We start from the raw sequence: 15,902 nt of genomic DNA on the forward strand, positions 1-15,902 counted from the left end.
CTCAGAAGTGAAACCAGCCTGCGCCGATGGTACTTTGTCTTAAGGCACGGGAGAGTAGGTCACCGCCGGGCCTTCCAAATACAGCAACATATTCCCTATAGTCACACGACTTTGAAAACCCTCGACCTTAACCGGTCGGGGGGTTTTGTCGTTTCAGGCTTTCATAATTAGGTGTGCTGCCACCTCACAGCACTGTGAGGATATGTGTGGAATGTCTCACGCCTCTTTGACTTGGCGTGTGCGAATGGTGCAGTGACGAATTTGCCCATCGCCCTTACGGTTAAATCATCACCTGGACTTGAGTGTCCGCATTTAACCGAAGGGAAACGACGATGAAAAAAGCAATGGTTCTGGGTGCAGCATTGAGTGCTGCTGTTTCAATGGCTGCGATCAATCAGGCTGCTGCCGATGGCGCCAAGGAAAAATGTTTTGGTGTGTCGCTGGCCGGTCAGAATGACTGTGCCGCTGGTCCGGGTACGACCTGTGCCGGGACGTCGACTGTCGATTATCAGGGCAATGCCTGGAAGCTGGTTCCGGCAGGCACCTGTGAAGATATGAGCTTCACCACCGCGGATGGCCGTGAAGTCATGGGCAGCCTGGAAGCGCTGGATCGCGATATTCCGCAGGGCTAAGTCCTGCAATCCCCCAAGCCGAACTCCAGGCCTAGCCCCAAGCCTAATCGCGTCCCGACAGACGGTCAGCACAGATCTGCATATGTCTCCCCCTGTCCCGATGTGCTGACCGTCCACCCGCGTAAACGGCGAAAAGATAAGGTTGCCCCGATATGACACCGCTGACACAGCTCCCTGAACGTGCAGGTGTTGGCTTCAAGGCCGAGCACGCGCAAGATGTCTTTGACGCAGTACCGACTGTGGGCTGGTTTGAAATCCATCCGGAAAACTACATGGTTGCCGGTGGCCCGCGCCTTGCCATGCTGGAAGAGCTGTCTGCGCATTATCCGGTCTCGATGCATGGGGTCGGATTGTCGCTTGGCGGCGGGGAGCCGTTAAACAACAACCATCTGGCTGACCTCAAACGTCTGGTTGACCGGTTTAATCCCGCCATGGTGTCAGAGCATATTGCATGGTCCGCCCATGAAGGTCTTTATATGGCTGATCTGCTGCCGACCCCGATGACGAAAACGTCGCTTTCGCAGTTGGTGGATGCCATCAATAGTGTGCAGGACTTTATTGGTCGACGGATCCTTATCGAAAACCCGACATCCTATGTCCCCTTGCCGCAAAACTCGATCCCCGAACTGGAATTCATTACTGAGGCCGCCGCGCGTAGCGGCTGTGGTTTGCTGATTGATGTAAACAACGTTTACATATCGGCCCATAATCTGGGCTTTGATGCCAATACGTTTATTGATGCGGTGCCCGGTGATCTGGTCGGTGAAATTCATCTGGCCGGGCATGAGGAAGACGCCAATCCCGACGACAATGTTTTGATCGATACCCATTCCCGGCCTGTGGCCGATCCGGTTTGGGATCTGTTTGATCGTCTGATCGCGCGGATCGGGCGCAAGCCGACCCTGATTGAATGGGATAATGACGTCCCAAGCTGGGATGTGCTGGCGCGTGAAGCAGCTCTTGCCGACCGTCATCTTGAATATGCTGTGGACGCGCAGTTTGAGGCCGCGTCATGACGGAGCTCAAGGCATTTTATGACGGCTTTAGCGATGCCTTGCTGGCCCCGGAACCGGATGCGGTGCCAGATAGTGTCGCGGACGGTTACGCACACCGCTTTGCGATTTACCGCAACAACGTTCATCGTGGCCTGTATGACGCGTTGGGGGCTGCTTACCCGACCGTGCGCAAACTGGTCGGGGATGGTTTTTTTGATCAACTGGCGCAGGGGTTCGTTCAATCCGAAACCACACGTGCCGGATCGCTTGCCCTTTACGGGGCTGGCTTTGCTGACTTTCTGGCAAACCATCCGGTGTGTGATCGTTTGCCGTACCTGCCGGATATCGCACGGCTTGAACGCGCCCGGCTTGAGGTCAGCACGTCCGAAGACGCCAAGCCACTTCTGGCCGAAGAGCTCGGCGGGCTTGAGAATCAGCTGGAGGCCATGACACTGCGTGCGCATCCGGCCTGTCAGGTCGTGGCGTCGGAGTATCCGGTCTTTGCCATCTGGAATGCGCAAAACCCGGTCGACGGTGCCGAGATCGGCAAAACCAGCGTCGTGCAACGCGCTGAAACCGTTCTGGTCACACGCCCTTATATGCAGGTCGAAATGCGCGTGATGACCCATGGGCAGGCGGCGTTTTTTGCGGCGCTAACGCGGGATGGTTTGAGCCTTGGCGATGCGTGCGCCCACGCCCTTGAGGTCGATGCGAATTTTGATGTGATGGCGAGCTTTGCCACGTTTTTAACAATCGGGGCATTTGATGCCCACCTTACGATCCCGAGAGGAAACGGGCATGATGATGAATAGTGTAATTGGCGGCTATGCCCGTCTGGAGACGAAAATGGATGCCCTTGGCGGGCGCGATGTTATTGGCATTGCCAGCCGGGGGCTTTTTGTTCTTTTGCTGCTGCCTTACTACGTCAACAGCGCGATGACCAAGATTGACGGCTTTGGCCTCAGTGCTGGCGCATTCGCGCAGATCCTGCCGCCAATTGCCGAGCAGTATCTTTATGATACCTCCGCCATTCCGTTCTTCCCGTGGCACCTGATTGTCTGGGCCGGAACCCTTGGCGAGTTTGTCTTGCCGGTCCTGATTGTTGCCGGCCTGTTCACCCGCCTTGCAGCCCTTGGCATGATTGGCTTTGTCGTGGTTCAGACGGTGGTGGATGTTGTGTTTCATGGTGCAGCTCTGGGCGCGCTTGCCAACGGATTGCCGACCGAGCTGATTGATCACCGCCTGCTTTGGATTTCGCTTCTGGTGGCGCTGGTTTTTGCCGGTGGTGGCAAGCTGTCGGTGGATCGGTTTTTGTCGCACCGACGCGCCTGATGGAGGTCCTTGTGACTGCGCTTATGGCAGCACAGTAATCCCCGCTTGAATTCTTATTTTGCCGCAACCCGGTCGTTCTGGGCGCTCGCATCGCGCAGGCTTGCGAGGTATTCCTGGCTGATCTCATGCACTGCCATGATATGCCCGTAAAGCAAGTCTTCGGCGGCCTTGACGTCACCGCGCAGGATGGCATCGACGATGCCCTGATGTTCTTCATGTGAGGAGGCAAGCCGCGACAGGCTTTGGAACTGCACGCGGCGGAACGGGGCGACGCGCCGACGCACCGAAAGCGTAACATCCACCAGCACATCATTATGGGTGCCACGATACAGCGTATTGTGGAACGACCTGTTCAGCGTTTCGTAGCCGTCGCTATCGCCAAGGCGCACTGTTTCGGCCAATTCATGGTGCAGGCGTTCAAGATTGTGGCGCTCCCCACTTGTCATGCGCTTGGCTGCAAGCCGCCCGCAGGTGCCTTCCAGTTCGGCCATGCTTTCAAACATCGCCGTCAGCCGTTCCGGGGTTGCGAGCGAGACATAAACGCCGCGATTGGGAATCTTTTCGGCAAGTTCGGTTGCGGTCAAAAGCTGCAAGGCTTCGCGTACCGGCGTGCGTGAAACGCCGAACCGCTTGGCCAGAAGCGGTTCTTCCAAACGCTGCCCGGGGGGGAGTTTTCCTTTGACGATGTCATCTTCCAGCGCCTGACAAAGCTGTTGGGCGATGCCGACCTGTTCGGTCTGTTCGGACGGGGTGCTGAGCGCTTGGCGAAGCTCGATCATCTGAAGTCGATACCCTTCTTGCGAGGTTTGGTTGGGCTCCTATTGATCAAATGTATACACCAATTTTCAAGGCAAGGCCATGTTTCTCAAGGGTTGTAAAATCCGGACATTTTTTCGCGCCAGTTCCTGCATATTTATTGTGCAGTAAAAATGTGCATTGCAATATTTTGACTATTTAATTGGCATTTAGAGTGTCAAAGAATAATAGGAATTTTGTTAAGTCATTGAAAAATATGCAATGGCATGTGTGTTGCAAGATGTATACACAGTGCGGAATGCATTCCGTTGAGATCACGTTTCAGAGAAATAGCCATCTCTATCAGGGAGACATCAATGACAAACATTAAACGGCGCGATTTTCTGACCAAATCGGCAATCGGTGCGGCAGCAACCGGTGCAGGCGTTATCGCCGCACCAAGCATCGTTCGTGCGCAGGAAACCTTTAACTGGAAAATGACCAATGCCTATGGTCCGGGTTCACCCTTTTATGTGACCGGTCCGGGCAGCCCGGAAGATTTCTGCAAGCGCGTGACGGAAATGTCGAATGGTCGTCTGAACATTCAGCATTTCGCCGCTGGCGAACTGATCCCGGCTCTTGAAGGTTTTGACGCGGTGCAAGCCGGTACGGTCGAAATGAATGCGGCCAATGCCTATTTCTGGGCGGGCAAAATCTTTGCCGCCCAGTATTTCACGACCGTGCCCTTCGGTCTGAACTTCCAGGGGGTGAATGCCTGGCTGTATCATGGCGGCGGGCTTGAGCTTTGGCATGAAGTTTATCAGCCATATGGTCTGGTGGCCTTCCCGATGGGCAATACCGGCGTTCAGATGACCGGCTGGTTCCGTGAACCGATCGAAAGCCTTGATGATTTCAACGGCCTTAAAATGCGTATCCCGGGTCTGGCGGGTAAAGTTTATCAGCAGATCGGTGTTGAAGTGAAACTGCTTCCGGGCGGGGAAATCTTCCCGGCACTGGAACGTGGCGTGATTGATGCGGCCGAATTCGTTGGCCCGTATCAGGACCGTCGTCTGGGCCTGCAGAAAGCCGCCAAATACTACTACACCACCGGCTGGCATGAACCGTCCAACGTCACCGAACTTCTGATCAACCAGAAAGCCTGGGAAAGCCTTCCGGCCGATCTGCAGGCGATCGTCAAGAACGCCGCACAGGCCTGTAACCTTGATAGCCATTCCTGGTGTGAAGCCAACAACGCCGCAGCCCTGCGTGATCTGGTCGAGAACTTTGGCGTTACCGCGCAAACCCTGCCAGATGATGTTGTGACCAAGCTTAAGGACATCACCAAGGATACCCTTGAAGCCGAAGCCGCCAAAGACCCGATCACCAAAAAGGTCCATGACAGCTTCATGGCGTTCCGCGACACGCACCGTGAATGGGCCGCGATCAGTGAAAAGCCCTATCACGGGATCATTTCATCGAAAGGCGGGATGAGCTGATATGAAGTCGACCCGTACTGAGCCGTTACCGGACCGCGTTCTTGGTCTGGTTGTCGATATTGCCGGATGGGGTGCAGCGATCAGCGGTCTTGCCCTTGTTCTGGTGGTCGGTGGCAATGTGTTGCTGCGCTATCTGTTTAATTCCGGAAGTGTGGCGATGCAGGAACTTGAATGGCATCTGGTGTCGCCAATTGCCCTGATGGGGATGGCCTATGGCATGCGCCATGGCGGCCATGTGCGGGTCGATTTCCTTTATGAACGTCTGGGCCCACGGGCCCAGGCGATCATCGACCTTTTCTCGGCCGTTTTGATGGCGGTTCTGGGGGCTGCGCTGATCTGGTTTTCGATCCCCTATGTCGAGCAATCCATCATGATGGGCGAAGGCTCCCCCGATCCGGGTGGCCTGCCATATCGCTTCTTGCTCAAGGCCTTTATTCCGATCGGGTTTGGTCTTTTGCTGCTTCAGGCGATTGCCCAGGGCCTTATGAATTATCGTCAAATCGTTGCGGGTAATCGCAGCAATCCTGCCTTTGATGCACCTGATGCGGTCACGCAAACCGGTGCAGGAGACTAATCAGACATGACCGGAAATGAATGGCTGGCCATCGGTATGGTCGGGGGCTTCTTTGGCTTCCTCGTGCTTGGTGTGCCAGTGGCGATCTCGCTTGCGATTTCGGGATTTGCCTTTGGGATTATGGGGTTTGGCACCGGTTTGTTTAACCTGTTGCCGGCACGCGTTTACGGGGTTGTGACCAACTATACGCTGCTTGCCTTGCCGCTTTTCATCTTCATGGGGGTGATGCTTGAAAAATCCAAGCTGGCCGAAGAACTGATTGATGTGATCGGTCACGCCATGGGGCGGCTCAAGGGCGGCATGGGATTGGCCATCGTCATCGTTGGTGTGCTTATGGGCGCGTCTTCGGGTGTGGTCGGGGCGACGGTGGTGACTGTTGGATTGCTGTCACTGCAACCCCTGATCAATCGGGGCTATGACAAGGGCGTTGCCAGCGGTGTGATTTGCGCATCGGGCACCCTTGGGCAGATCATACCGCCCAGTCTGGTGTTGATCCTGTTGGCTGATATTCTGGGCGAATCTGTCGGCACATTGTTTGCCGCCGCCATGGTGCCGGGCTTGATCCTGGCCGGGATGCTTGGTCTTTATCTTGTGCTTTTGGGGATTTTCAAACCCGACATGGTACCCGCCATCCCCAAGGATGAACGCGACGCCATGAGCACGCAGCAACTCCTGATCAAGATTGCCAAGGTGGTCGTGCCGCCTTTGGCGCTGGTCTTTGCCGTGCTGGGCTCCATCGTTGGCGGGATTGCCGCCCCGACAGAGGCCGCATCAATGGGCGCGCTTGGTGCGTTGTTGCTCGCACTGTTTTCCGGGCGTCTGAACTTTGGTGTGATGCGCGATGTCTTGCATGACACGCTGATCACCAGTGCGATGGTGTTCTTCATTCTGATCTGTGCGCAGCCCTTTGGTCTGGCCTTCCGTGGCTTGGGCGGCGAGGGGCTTGTTCATGCGATGTTTGAATGGGTGCCGGGCGGGGATATGGGCAACCTTCTGTTCATGATGGCCGTGATCTTTGTGCTTGGCTTCTTCCTTGAATGGATCGAGATTTCCTATATCGCGCTTCCGATGTTCTTGCCGGTCTTCCTCAATAGCGGGATCGACATGGCATGGCTTGCCATTCTTGTGGCGATGAACCTTCAGACCAGCTTCCTGACGCCACCGTTTGGCTGGGCACTGTTCTTCCTTAAGGGGGTGGCACCGCCATCGGTTTCGACGGTCGATATCTATCGCGGGGTGATACCGTTTATCGGTATTCAGGCGCTTGCCCTGATCCTGTTGTTCATCTTCCCGGAACTGACAAGCTGGTTGCCAAATCTGATCGGCTGGTAGGCCGGTTTGGAAAACAGGTATTCTACAATGTGAAAAGGCGCTGAACGGATACGCAAAACAGCGCTATGAACAAACCGGGCATGTCGCAAACAACGCGACATGCCCGCAAGCATAAGGCAGGGAGATCAGCTGATCATGTTACGTTCAAGAACCGCACTCGGTGGCATGGTCACCGCACCCCATCATCTGGCCGCTGAGGCCGGGCGTGACATTCTGCGCGAAGGCGGAAATGCGGTCGAGGCGATGATTGCCGCCGCTGCGACCATTGCGGTTGTCTATCCGCATATGAACGCGATTGGTGGTGATGGTTTCTGGCTGATTGCCGAGCCCGGCAAGGACCCGGTTGCCATCCGGGCGTGTGGCGGGGCCGCAGGCCTTGCGACGCCGGACTTTTACCGCGAACAGGGCAAGGCCGCGATCCCGGCCCGTGGTCCGCTTGCGGCCCTGACGGTCGCCGGTGCGATTGGCGGATGGATCAAGGCGGCCGAGGTCGCGGCATCAATCGGCGGCAAAATCCCGCACAGTCGCCTGATGCGTGATGCGGTCCATCATGGCAAAACCGGCGTACCGGTTACCAAGTCACAGGTTGGCCTGACCACGACCAAAATGGCGGAACTTAAAGACTCTCCGGGCTATGTTGATACCTACGCCGCCAACGGCATTCCGGCGATTGGCGATGTGCTGAAACAGCCGGCCCTTGCCGCAACGCTAGAGCATCTTGGCCGGGTTGGCTTTGATGATTTTTATCGCGGCGATATCGCGCGAACCAATGCGCGCGGGCTTGAGGCAGTAGGAAGCCCGCTTCGCCTGACCGATTTTGAAGCCTATCACGCCAAAATCATGACGCCGCTTTCGGTCAAACTTTCAACCGGGACCGTTTTCAATATGGTCCCGCCGACCCAGGGTGTGGCATCGCTGATGATCCTTGGCCTGTTTGATCGGCTGGGATTGTCCGGCGCGACTTTGGACGGCTTTGACCATGTCCATGGATTGATTGAGGCGACCAAACGCGCTTTCCTGAAACGTGACGCCCATGTTGGCGACCCGGCCCGGATGACCATCGATCCGATGTCGCTGCTATCTGATGAAATGCTCGATCATGAAGCCGCCAAAATCGATATGAAAACAGCACTTCCTTGGCCGCATGTCGCCAAGCCGGGCGATACGATCTGGATGGGGGCGGTTGATGCCAATGGTGTTGCGGTCAGCTATATCCAAAGCATCTTCTGGGAATTCGGATCTGGCGTTGTGGTGCCCGAAACCGGCGTGCTGTGGCAAAACCGCGGGGCGAGCTTTACTCTTCATGATGGCCCCAATCAACTCGGCCCGGGCCGCCTGCCGTTCCATACGCTCAATCCTGCCTTGGCAAAGCTTGATGACGGATCGGTGCTGACCTATGGCACCATGGGCGGCGAGGGACAGCCGCAAACCCAATCGGCAGTCTTTACCCGCAACGTGATCTATGGACAGGACCTGCAGGAAGCCGTTAGCGCGCCACGCTGGTTGCTGGGTAAAACATGGGGCGAAGACACAACAACCCTGAAACTTGAAAACCGCTTTGACCTGACCCTGATCGAACAGCTGAAATCAGCCGGTCATATGGTCGAGGTTGTTGGCCCCTATGAGGACATGATGGGCCATGCCGGCGGCATTCGGTTGAAGCCCAATGGCGTGATGGAAGGGGCCACCGATCCGCGTGCGGATGGTTCCGTGGCTGCCCTCTGAATCGATTGGGATTAGCTATTCCCTTCTGGCGAGTATTGCTTCGGCCAACTGGCCATCGCTATTTGGATTTTCATCACGAGTTATCGCAATCAATGCGCTGTCTGTCATGTGCGGATAAAGAAGGTTGTTCCAGCGATTGATCATCTCATTCGGTGATTTCAGCAGTCGGCGGATGTTTCTCGCTCTCTGTATCGACAAAGGATGCCGGACATCGCTGTGAAGCCGCTGAGTTAGCTCGGATTGTCTGAAGCGTGCTTCGTTCCATTCAATCCATTGGATGGCAAACTCTTGTTTGTTTGCCTGATACAGAGAATAAAGCGCAAATTCATCAACAGCCTCTTCATTGTCCCAATTGGGAAGGCCGAGTTTGTTCAGCAACGAATGCCCAAGCTCATGAAAAACTACAGCAGCCAAAGTTCCGGTATTTTCAGTTCTGACAAGCTCGAAAAAGAGCTCGGAGCATACGGTGATATTTCCGGATGACTTGATTGAAAAAGCGTTCTCCGTCCCGCACGGTTCAAGCACAATATCAAATTCGTCGAGATCAAAATTCTTGCTGATCTCGGAGCTTAACGCAGACATCCCTTCTTCGAAATTATGTGCGAGATTCCAAGGTGTTGGAACCGTCGCAAAAACTGCATAAGAAGCCTTCTTCTTAACGATCATGCTGAATGTATTGCTGAAAACAAGGTAGTAGGGGCCGTTCCCCGCAGCCTTACCCGAGAATGAAAAACTGCTTTTTTGTCTGTTGACGCCCCAGCAACTTGATCGCGCATTGGCACGAAGGAGTGACAAGTCACGCTCGTTGCATACAAAAACACTTAAATCGTCAAAAGTGGCATTGGCGACATCGACAAAGACCTCCAAATGAGCGGGCTCTTTCAGAGGAAGTGCCCTCCATGCAATGTTGCCAGCTTTTACCTCAATGGGGCCTTCGTCGATTTTGAAGCGCATATAATCTGCAACTTTTCCCTCGGCAAAGGCCAACGACGGGCAGATTAACAAGGATATTAATATGAAGAGATTTAATCGCATGCCTGCCCACGGTTAACTTTAGAACTTTCGAAAATTAAAACCTATGGGTGTGGTGGTGGTCAAGTAATGTGATCAACTGCGCGTGTCCTTATCCAATCTCCCACTCAATCACGTGCCGATACGTCTCGCCAGGTTTGAGCCACGGGCTTGGGAAGTCCGGATTGTTGGGGCTGTTGGGGTAGGTTTGCGGTTCGAGCGCAATGCCGCCCAATGTGTGCAGCGGCACGCCGTTTTCGGTTTTCATCGCATCATTGAAATGCTGTGCGAGATAGAATTGCAAACCGGCCTCGGTCGAAAACAGTTTGATCGACCGTTTGCTTGTCGGATCTGAAAGGGTGGCGATCTGGCGGAGCTCGCCGCGGGGGCCGGTCAGGCAGAAATTGTGATCAAAGCCTTGGGATGCGTGCGGCAACATATCGGAAATCCGCGCCGCGCTTCGGAAGTCATAGCCGGTCCCCATAACGTCGCGGATTTCGCCCGTCGGGATCAGTTTGTCATCAACCGGAAGCCATTGATTGGCGTTGATTTGTAAGACGTGACCGGCGGCGGTTTTATCAAACGTGCCCGTCAGGTTCCAATAGGCGTGACTTGTCATGTTGACCGGGCAGGGCTGATCGCAGGTGGCGGTGATTTCAAGACGCAGGCGATTGTCCGCAACCAGTGAATAGGTCGCAGATGCTCTCAAATTGCCCGGATATCCCTGATCCCCCGCGGGCGAGGTCAGTTCAAACGTAACACTGCGCTCTGTTTGATCAGAAATGGTCCAAAGCCGTCTGTCAAAGCCATCCGGTCCGCCATGCAGGTGGTGTTCGCCTTCGTTGGTGGCAAGCTGAACGACATCCCCGTTTTCACCCCTGTAGCGCGACTTTTCGATGCGATTGGCATAACGCCCGCACACCGCCCCGATATAGCTATCCTGATCAAGATAGGCGGCATCATCGATAAGGTTGACCGCGATATTGGTTTCCGATCCGTCCTTCAGATCACGCAAATATACTCCGCAAAGGCGCGCGCCAAGCGCAGAAACCAATACGCGAATCTGAGAGCTCTCTAATGCAGCGCGGGGGGCATTTTCGCCCTTTTGAAGTGTGTTAGTGTGGGGTTTTGCCATGTCTGGTATCGCGATGGTTTGTGACATTCGATTCTTGCCAAGATATTGATTTTTATTGGTTTAGCCAAGTTTTAATGTCGCTTGGCGCGATCACTCTAAAGGATGATGCACTATATGGTTGAGGGCTTAGAAATCATATTGTAATACTATATGGCTTTTAAGCAATAAGCCACTCTTAGGGAGGAAATCGTGGTAAGTTTTAAGAAGATGGCAGTTTCTACTGCCGCAATGGGTGTTGCACTTGGTCTGTCGTTTGCTGCGCACGCAGAAATGATGATCGGTTTCTCGCAGATCGGTTCGGAAAGTGGCTGGCGTACGTCGGAAACGGCGTCGATCAAGGCCGAAGCTGAACGTCGTGGGATCGATCTGAAATTCTCCGATGCACAGCAGAAACAGGAAAACCAGATCAAGGCAGTCCGTTCTTTCATCGCGCAGGGCGTGGATGGCATTCTTCTGGCTCCGGTCGTTGAAACCGGCTGGGACCAGGTTCTCAAAGAAGCAAAAGACGCCGGCATTCCGGTCGTCCTCGTTGACCGTGGTGTTGATGCAAGTGAAGACCTGTATCTGACCAAAGTGGCGTCGGACTTCGTGGTCGAAGGTGCTCTGGCCGCTGCGTGGCTGGCTGCTGAAACCAATGGCGTTTGCGACGTTGTCGAACTGCAGGGAACTGTTGGTTCGTCTGCCGCCAACGACCGTAAGGAAGGTTTTGAGTCGGTTGTTTCAAACTTCCCGGCCATCAACATCATCCGTTCGCAGTCCGGTGACTTCACCCGTTCCGGCGGCAAGGAAGTCATGGAAAGCTTCCTGAAAGCGGAAAATGGTGGTGCCAACATCTGTGCGGTTTATGCCCACAATGATGACATGGCACTGGGTGCCGTTCAGGCCATCAAGGAAGCCGGTCTGAACCCGGGTGAAGATATGCTGATCGTATCCATCGATGCGGTGCCAGATATCTTCAAGGCGATGGCCGATGGCGACACCAACGCCACCATCGAACTGAACCCGCATCTGGGCGGCCCGTCCTTTGACGCGATCAAGGCGGCAAAGGCTGGTGAAGAAGTTCCGAAATGGATCAAGGCAAATGGCCCGCTCTATCTGCCTGATACCGCTGCGGAAGAATACAAAATGCGTAGCAAATAACCTCTGACTTCCCCCATGGGTTCTGCCCATGGGGACAAGAGGAACGCTTCTCATTGCATCGGACGTGCTCCGGCGATTGCCGGGGTGCGTCCGGCTGTATCCGCAGCAAAAGACTTCAAAGACAGACTAGGGAGAGGGGCAGGATATGTCAGACACAGTGCTTTCAGTGCGCGGTGCGGGGAAGTTCTTTCCCGGCGTCAAGGCGCTGGAGGATGTGGATTTTGACCTTGAACGCGGCGAAATTCACGCCCTTCTGGGCGAAAACGGGGCCGGTAAATCGACCCTGATCAAGGTGATCACCGGGGTGCATCCGCGCGATGCCGGTACGGTGTCACTCGAAGGACAGGAAATCCATCCGCAGCATCCCGGTGATGCGCAGGAACTCGGCATTTCCACGGTTTATCAGGAAGTCAATCTGGTGCCGACACTGTCGGTGGCCGAAAACCTGATGTTGGAACGCCAGACCCGCAAATTCGGGTTGATTTCATGGAAAAAGACCGAGGCCGATGCCAAGACCGCCCTTGAGATTTTGGGGCTTGATATTGATGTCAATCGGCCGCTGGGCTCCTATTCGGTGGCGATCCAGCAATTGGTGGCAATCGCGCGCGCCGTCGCCCTTGATGCCAAGGTTCTTATTCTTGATGAACCGACCGCGTCACTTGACGGCGAAGAAATCAAAACACTGTTCCGGATCATGGGCGAGTTGCGCGACAAGGGGCTGGGGATTGTTTTTGTCACCCACTTCCTTGATCAGGTTTACGCGGTAACCGACCGTATTACCGTGCTGCGCAATGGCCGCCTGGTGGGCACGTTTGTCACCAAGGAACTGGCCCAGATTGATTTGATCAATCACATGCTCGGGCGTGAACTGGCCGAAGTCAGCGCGCATCGCCATCAGGACGAAGGCAGCTATGATGGCCCTGCGCGCCAGATCCAGATCAAGAATTTGGGCAAAAAGCGCGTGCTTGAGCCTGTGTCACTTGATCTGAAAGCTGGCGAGATTGTCGGTCTGGCCGGTCTTTTGGGATCCGGCAGGACGGAGCTTGCCGAACTGGTATTTGGCACCCAAAAAGCCGATAGCGGCCTTGTGTTTCTGGATGGGGAGCCGGTTATGCTGCGTTCCCCGCGTCATGCGATCCGGGCCGGTTTCGGGCTGTGCCCCGAAGACCGCAAACAGGACGGCATTGTTGCCGAACTGAGTGTGCGCGAAAATATCGTGCTTGCCCTTCAGGGGCGGCGTGGTTGGCTGCGCCCGATCCCGCGCGCCGAACAACAGAAATTTGCCGATGACATGATCAAGGCATTGGGTATCGCCACCCCCGACAGTGAAAAGCCCGTCGGGCAGCTCAGCGGTGGCAATCAGCAAAAAGTCATTCTGGCGCGCTGGCTGGTGTCCAAGCCGATCCTGTTGATCCTTGATGAACCGACACGCGGGATTGATGTGGGCGCCCATGCCGACATCATCAAACTGATCAAGGAGCTCTGTGACGAGGGGCTGGCATTGCTGGTCGCGTCATCCGAGCTTGAAGAAATCGTCGCCTTTGCTGACCGCGTGGCTGTGATGCGCGATCGTGAAAAGGTTTCTGAACTGGTGGGTGCGGAAATCACCCAGAACAGCATCATCGAGGCGATTGCACGATGACCAGTTTAAAAGACAAAAAGAAAATACGGGAAAGCAGCACCATGTCTGCATCTTCTTTGTTAAGTCGGCCCTGGTTTGGTCCGGTCGCAGCACTGATCCTGATCGTGCTGGGGATCGGGATCATTTCACCGGATTTCTTCAACATCCGCATCGTTGACGGCCATCTGTACGGATCGCTGGTTGATGTTGTCCATCGCGGGGCGTCGACCGCCCTTGTTGCGGTGGGCATGGCGATTGTGATCGGCACGCGCGGCATTGATCTGTCGGTGGGCTCGATCATTGCCATTTCGGGGGCGGTGATGGCGGTTCTGATCCGCGACACCGATCTGCATCCGGCTGTGATTATCCTGGCCGCCCTTGGTGCCGGGATTTTGTGCGGTTTGTGGAACGGCATTCTTGTCGCCTTCCTTGATATTCAGCCGATCATTGCCACCCTGATCCTGATGGTGGCCGGTCGCGGGATCGCCCAGATGATCACCGGTGGTCAGATCGTGACCTTCCACGGCGAATTCTTTGAAGGGATCGGCAGTGGTTATCTGCTGGGTATTCCGTGGCGGGTGATTATTGCCGCCGCCGTGATTGCGGCGATCTATTTCATCATGCGCAAGACCGCCCTGGGTCTGTTTGTTGAATCGGTTGGTGGCAACGCGCGCGCCAGCCGGGTCGCGGGCATCGATGCACGCGGTATCAAACTGATGGCCTACGCCGCATCGGGTCTGTGTTCGGCCTTTGCCGGGATCATCATTGCCGCCGACATTCGCGGTGCTGATGCCAATAATGCCGGTCTGTGGCTTGAACTCGATGCCATTCTGGCGGTTGTCATTGGCGGGGCGTCGCTGATGGGCGGTCGGTTCTTTATTGCGATGACCGTAATTGGCGTTCTGATCATTCAGGCGCTGACCACCGGTATCTTGTTGTCGGGTCTTCCGTCGCAATACACGCTCATCGTCAAGGCGGCGGTGGTGATGGTCGTTCTGCTGGTGCAGGCGCCAAAATCGCGCGAACTGGTCGGGCAGGCGATGGAACGCATGAAGCGGGGGAAATCCGATGAAAATTAATGAACGGTTTTATCCGATCCTTGCCACGCTTGCGGTTCTCGTACTGCTGTATGGCTACGGGATTGTTGAACATCGCGCCTTTTCCGATACCTATGTTCTGGGCGCGCTTCTGACCGACAATGCCTTTTTGATCATCACCGCGGTTGGCATGACGTTTGTCATTCTCTCGGGCGGGATTGATCTTTCGGTTGGGTCAATGATTGCCTTTATCGGTGTGCTGATGGCCGAACTTGTCACCGGCTTTGGCATGCATCCGGTGACGGCGGCCGTGGTTGCAATGATTGTCGGATCGGCATTCGGGGCGTTTATGGGGGTGATTATCGCCAAGTTCGATATTCAGCCCTTTATCATCACGTTGGCCGGGATGTTCTTCCTGCGCGGCATGTGCTTCCTGATCAATCTGGATTCCGTTCCGATTGATCATCCGTTTGTCTCGGCCTTTAGCGGGTTTAAAATCCAGCTGCCCGGACGCGGCTGGTTGACGGCATCGGCACTTCTTATGCTGGCGACTGTCATTGGCGGGGTGGTGATTGCCCACTTCACCCGGTTCGGACGCAATGTCTATGCGATTGGCGGGGACCGGCATTCGGCAGAATTGCTGGGTGTTCCGGTCCATAGCACCATCATCCGGGTTTATACCCTGTCGGGCTTTTTCAGCGCGCTTTCGGGCGTGGTGTTTGCCTTCTATACCGCATCGGCCTATCCGTTGGCCGCGGTCGGGGTGGAGCTTGATGCCATTGCCGCCGTGGTGATTGGTGGCACGCTTCTGACCGGCGGGATGGGCTTTGTGCTCGGCACGTTCTTTGGCGGGATCATCATGGGGGTTATCCAGACCCTGATCGCCTTTGACGGGTCACTTAACAGCTGGTGGACCAAGATCATGATTGGCGCGCTTCTGTTTGGCTTTATCGTCTTGCAACGCCTGATTACCCGGTCGTTTTCGGGGATGCGCGCCGGGGCGACATAAAGCGTCCGGCGATCAAAATACCTTCCTTCAAAACGCCCTGTTTGAATAAGCAGGGCGTTTTTTCTGTTCCCTTACATGGGGCGTTCTGATCGTGCAATCAGGCACCGGCGCGGGGGCAAAACTTTTGA

Annotated in this window: 15 protein-coding genes; 12 read left to right on the forward strand and 3 right to left on the reverse strand. The window is 55.3% G+C overall.

Annotation, left to right across the window (positions count from 1 at the left end; translation table 11 throughout):
• Window positions 1-332: 332 nt before the first annotated feature.
• From AUQ41_RS03830 to AUQ41_RS03845, 4 genes are all read left to right on the forward strand, one after another.
• Window positions 333-632, forward strand: a complete 300-nt coding sequence (locus AUQ41_RS03830) for a DUF2282 domain-containing protein (protein ID WP_008891960.1) — start codon at window positions 333-335, stop codon at window positions 630-632.
• A gap of 152 nt (window positions 633-784) precedes the next feature.
• Window positions 785-1,648 carry a DUF692 family multinuclear iron-containing protein gene (locus AUQ41_RS03835; protein ID WP_063086862.1) on the forward strand — a complete coding sequence of 288 codons (864 nt, stop codon included), beginning with the start codon at window positions 785-787 and terminating at the stop codon, window positions 1,646-1,648.
• On the forward strand, window positions 1,645-2,439 hold the full coding sequence (locus AUQ41_RS03840; RefSeq protein WP_063086863.1) for a DUF2063 domain-containing protein: 795 nt from the start codon (window positions 1,645-1,647) through the stop codon (window positions 2,437-2,439). The genes AUQ41_RS03835 and AUQ41_RS03840 overlap by 4 nt, the downstream gene beginning before the upstream one ends.
• Window positions 2,426-2,959 (forward strand): DoxX family protein, encoded by a 534-nt coding sequence (locus tag AUQ41_RS03845; RefSeq protein ID WP_063086864.1) that lies wholly within the window; start codon window positions 2,426-2,428, stop codon window positions 2,957-2,959. Before AUQ41_RS03840 ends, AUQ41_RS03845 begins: the two co-directional genes overlap by 14 nt.
• A 53-nt stretch (window positions 2,960-3,012) precedes the next feature.
• Here AUQ41_RS03845 and AUQ41_RS03850 read toward each other — a convergent pair whose 3' ends face one another.
• Window positions 3,013-3,738, reverse strand: coding sequence for a GntR family transcriptional regulator (locus tag AUQ41_RS03850; RefSeq protein ID WP_063086865.1), 726 nt, complete (start codon window positions 3,736-3,738; stop codon window positions 3,013-3,015).
• A 333-nt stretch (window positions 3,739-4,071) separates the two neighbouring features.
• Here AUQ41_RS03850 and AUQ41_RS03855 point away from each other — a divergent pair, with 333 nt between their 5' ends.
• The 4 genes from AUQ41_RS03855 (at window position 4,072) to AUQ41_RS03870 (ending at window position 8,821) form a co-directional block, all read left to right on the forward strand.
• Entirely contained in the window at window positions 4,072-5,190 is a 1,119-nt protein-coding gene (locus tag AUQ41_RS03855; RefSeq protein WP_008891953.1) for a TRAP transporter substrate-binding protein, read from the forward strand.
• A gap of 1 nt (window position 5,191) precedes the next feature.
• Window positions 5,192-5,764 (forward strand): TRAP transporter small permease subunit, encoded by a 573-nt coding sequence (locus AUQ41_RS03860; protein WP_063086866.1) that lies wholly within the window; start codon window positions 5,192-5,194, stop codon window positions 5,762-5,764.
• Between the two features lie 6 nt (window positions 5,765-5,770).
• Entirely contained in the window at window positions 5,771-7,096 is a 1,326-nt protein-coding gene (locus tag AUQ41_RS03865) for a TRAP transporter large permease subunit (RefSeq protein ID WP_063086867.1), read from the forward strand.
• Window positions 7,097-7,231: 135 nt separating this feature from the next.
• Entirely contained in the window at window positions 7,232-8,821 is a 1,590-nt protein-coding gene (locus AUQ41_RS03870; protein ID WP_063086868.1) for a gamma-glutamyltransferase family protein, read from the forward strand.
• A gap of 15 nt (window positions 8,822-8,836) precedes the next feature.
• Here AUQ41_RS03870 and AUQ41_RS03875 read toward each other — a convergent pair whose 3' ends face one another.
• Window positions 8,837-9,775: a DUF4344 domain-containing metallopeptidase gene (locus tag AUQ41_RS03875; protein WP_168173410.1), complete on the reverse strand. Its 939-nt coding sequence runs from the start codon at window positions 9,773-9,775 to the stop codon at window positions 8,837-8,839.
• 169 nt (window positions 9,776-9,944) lie between these two features.
• Window positions 9,945-10,994 carry an aldose epimerase family protein gene (locus AUQ41_RS03880; RefSeq protein ID WP_369813532.1) on the reverse strand — a complete coding sequence of 350 codons (1,050 nt, stop codon included), beginning with the start codon at window positions 10,992-10,994 and terminating at the stop codon, window positions 9,945-9,947.
• A 162-nt stretch (window positions 10,995-11,156) separates the two neighbouring features.
• On the opposite strand from AUQ41_RS03880, the gene AUQ41_RS03885 reads away from it, so the two are divergent.
• The 4 genes from AUQ41_RS03885 (at window position 11,157) to yjfF (ending at window position 15,774) form a co-directional block, all read left to right on the forward strand.
• On the forward strand, window positions 11,157-12,107 hold the full coding sequence (locus AUQ41_RS03885) for an ABC transporter substrate-binding protein (RefSeq protein ID WP_274517104.1): 951 nt from the start codon (window positions 11,157-11,159) through the stop codon (window positions 12,105-12,107).
• Window positions 12,108-12,252: 145 nt separating this feature from the next.
• The gene (locus tag AUQ41_RS03890) at window positions 12,253-13,749 is read left to right on the forward strand and encodes a sugar ABC transporter ATP-binding protein (protein ID WP_008891947.1); all 1,497 of its coding nucleotides are present in this window, start codon (window positions 12,253-12,255) and stop codon (window positions 13,747-13,749) included.
• Window positions 13,750-13,790: 41 nt separating this feature from the next.
• Window positions 13,791-14,807 carry an ABC transporter permease gene (locus AUQ41_RS03895; protein ID WP_040824631.1) on the forward strand — a complete coding sequence of 339 codons (1,017 nt, stop codon included), beginning with the start codon at window positions 13,791-13,793 and terminating at the stop codon, window positions 14,805-14,807.
• A complete protein-coding gene (gene yjfF / locus AUQ41_RS03900) occupies window positions 14,797-15,774 on the forward strand; it encodes a galactofuranose ABC transporter, permease protein YjfF (protein WP_083952797.1) in 978 nt (325 codons plus the stop codon). The genes AUQ41_RS03895 and yjfF overlap by 11 nt, the downstream gene beginning before the upstream one ends.
• Window positions 15,775-15,902 lie beyond the last annotated feature (128 nt).

The organism is Thalassospira sp. MCCC 1A02898 (assembly GCF_001618185.1).
Classification (GTDB): Bacteria; Pseudomonadota; Alphaproteobacteria; order Rhodospirillales; family Thalassospiraceae; genus Thalassospira; species Thalassospira tepidiphila.

Excerpts from the sequence above, each read along its gene's own strand:
- AUQ41_RS03855 (WP_008891953.1), top strand. The coding sequence starts at position 4,072 with ATGACAAACATTAAACGGCGCGATTTTCTGACCAAATCGGCAATCGGT.
- yjfF (WP_083952797.1), top strand. The coding sequence starts at position 14,797 with ATGAAAATTAATGAACGGTTTTATCCGATCCTTGCCACGCTTGCGGTT.
- AUQ41_RS03865 (WP_063086867.1), top strand. The coding sequence starts at position 5,771 with ATGACCGGAAATGAATGGCTGGCCATCGGTATGGTCGGGGGCTTCTTT.
- AUQ41_RS03870 (WP_063086868.1), top strand. The coding sequence starts at position 7,232 with ATGTTACGTTCAAGAACCGCACTCGGTGGCATGGTCACCGCACCCCAT.
- AUQ41_RS03840 (WP_063086863.1), top strand. The coding sequence starts at position 1,645 with ATGACGGAGCTCAAGGCATTTTATGACGGCTTTAGCGATGCCTTGCTG.
- AUQ41_RS03850 (WP_063086865.1), bottom strand. The coding sequence starts at position 3,738 with ATGATCGAGCTTCGCCAAGCGCTCAGCACCCCGTCCGAACAGACCGAA.
- AUQ41_RS03835 (WP_063086862.1), top strand. The coding sequence starts at position 785 with ATGACACCGCTGACACAGCTCCCTGAACGTGCAGGTGTTGGCTTCAAG.
- AUQ41_RS03895 (WP_040824631.1), top strand. The coding sequence starts at position 13,791 with ATGTCTGCATCTTCTTTGTTAAGTCGGCCCTGGTTTGGTCCGGTCGCA.
- AUQ41_RS03830 (WP_008891960.1), top strand. The coding sequence starts at position 333 with ATGAAAAAAGCAATGGTTCTGGGTGCAGCATTGAGTGCTGCTGTTTCA.
- AUQ41_RS03890 (WP_008891947.1), top strand. The coding sequence starts at position 12,253 with ATGTCAGACACAGTGCTTTCAGTGCGCGGTGCGGGGAAGTTCTTTCCC.
- AUQ41_RS03875 (WP_168173410.1), bottom strand. The coding sequence starts at position 9,775 with ATGCGCTTCAAAATCGACGAAGGCCCCATTGAGGTAAAAGCTGGCAAC.
- AUQ41_RS03845 (WP_063086864.1), top strand. The coding sequence starts at position 2,426 with ATGATGATGAATAGTGTAATTGGCGGCTATGCCCGTCTGGAGACGAAA.
- AUQ41_RS03880 (WP_369813532.1), bottom strand. The coding sequence starts at position 10,994 with ATGTCACAAACCATCGCGATACCAGACATGGCAAAACCCCACACTAAC.
- AUQ41_RS03860 (WP_063086866.1), top strand. The coding sequence starts at position 5,192 with ATGAAGTCGACCCGTACTGAGCCGTTACCGGACCGCGTTCTTGGTCTG.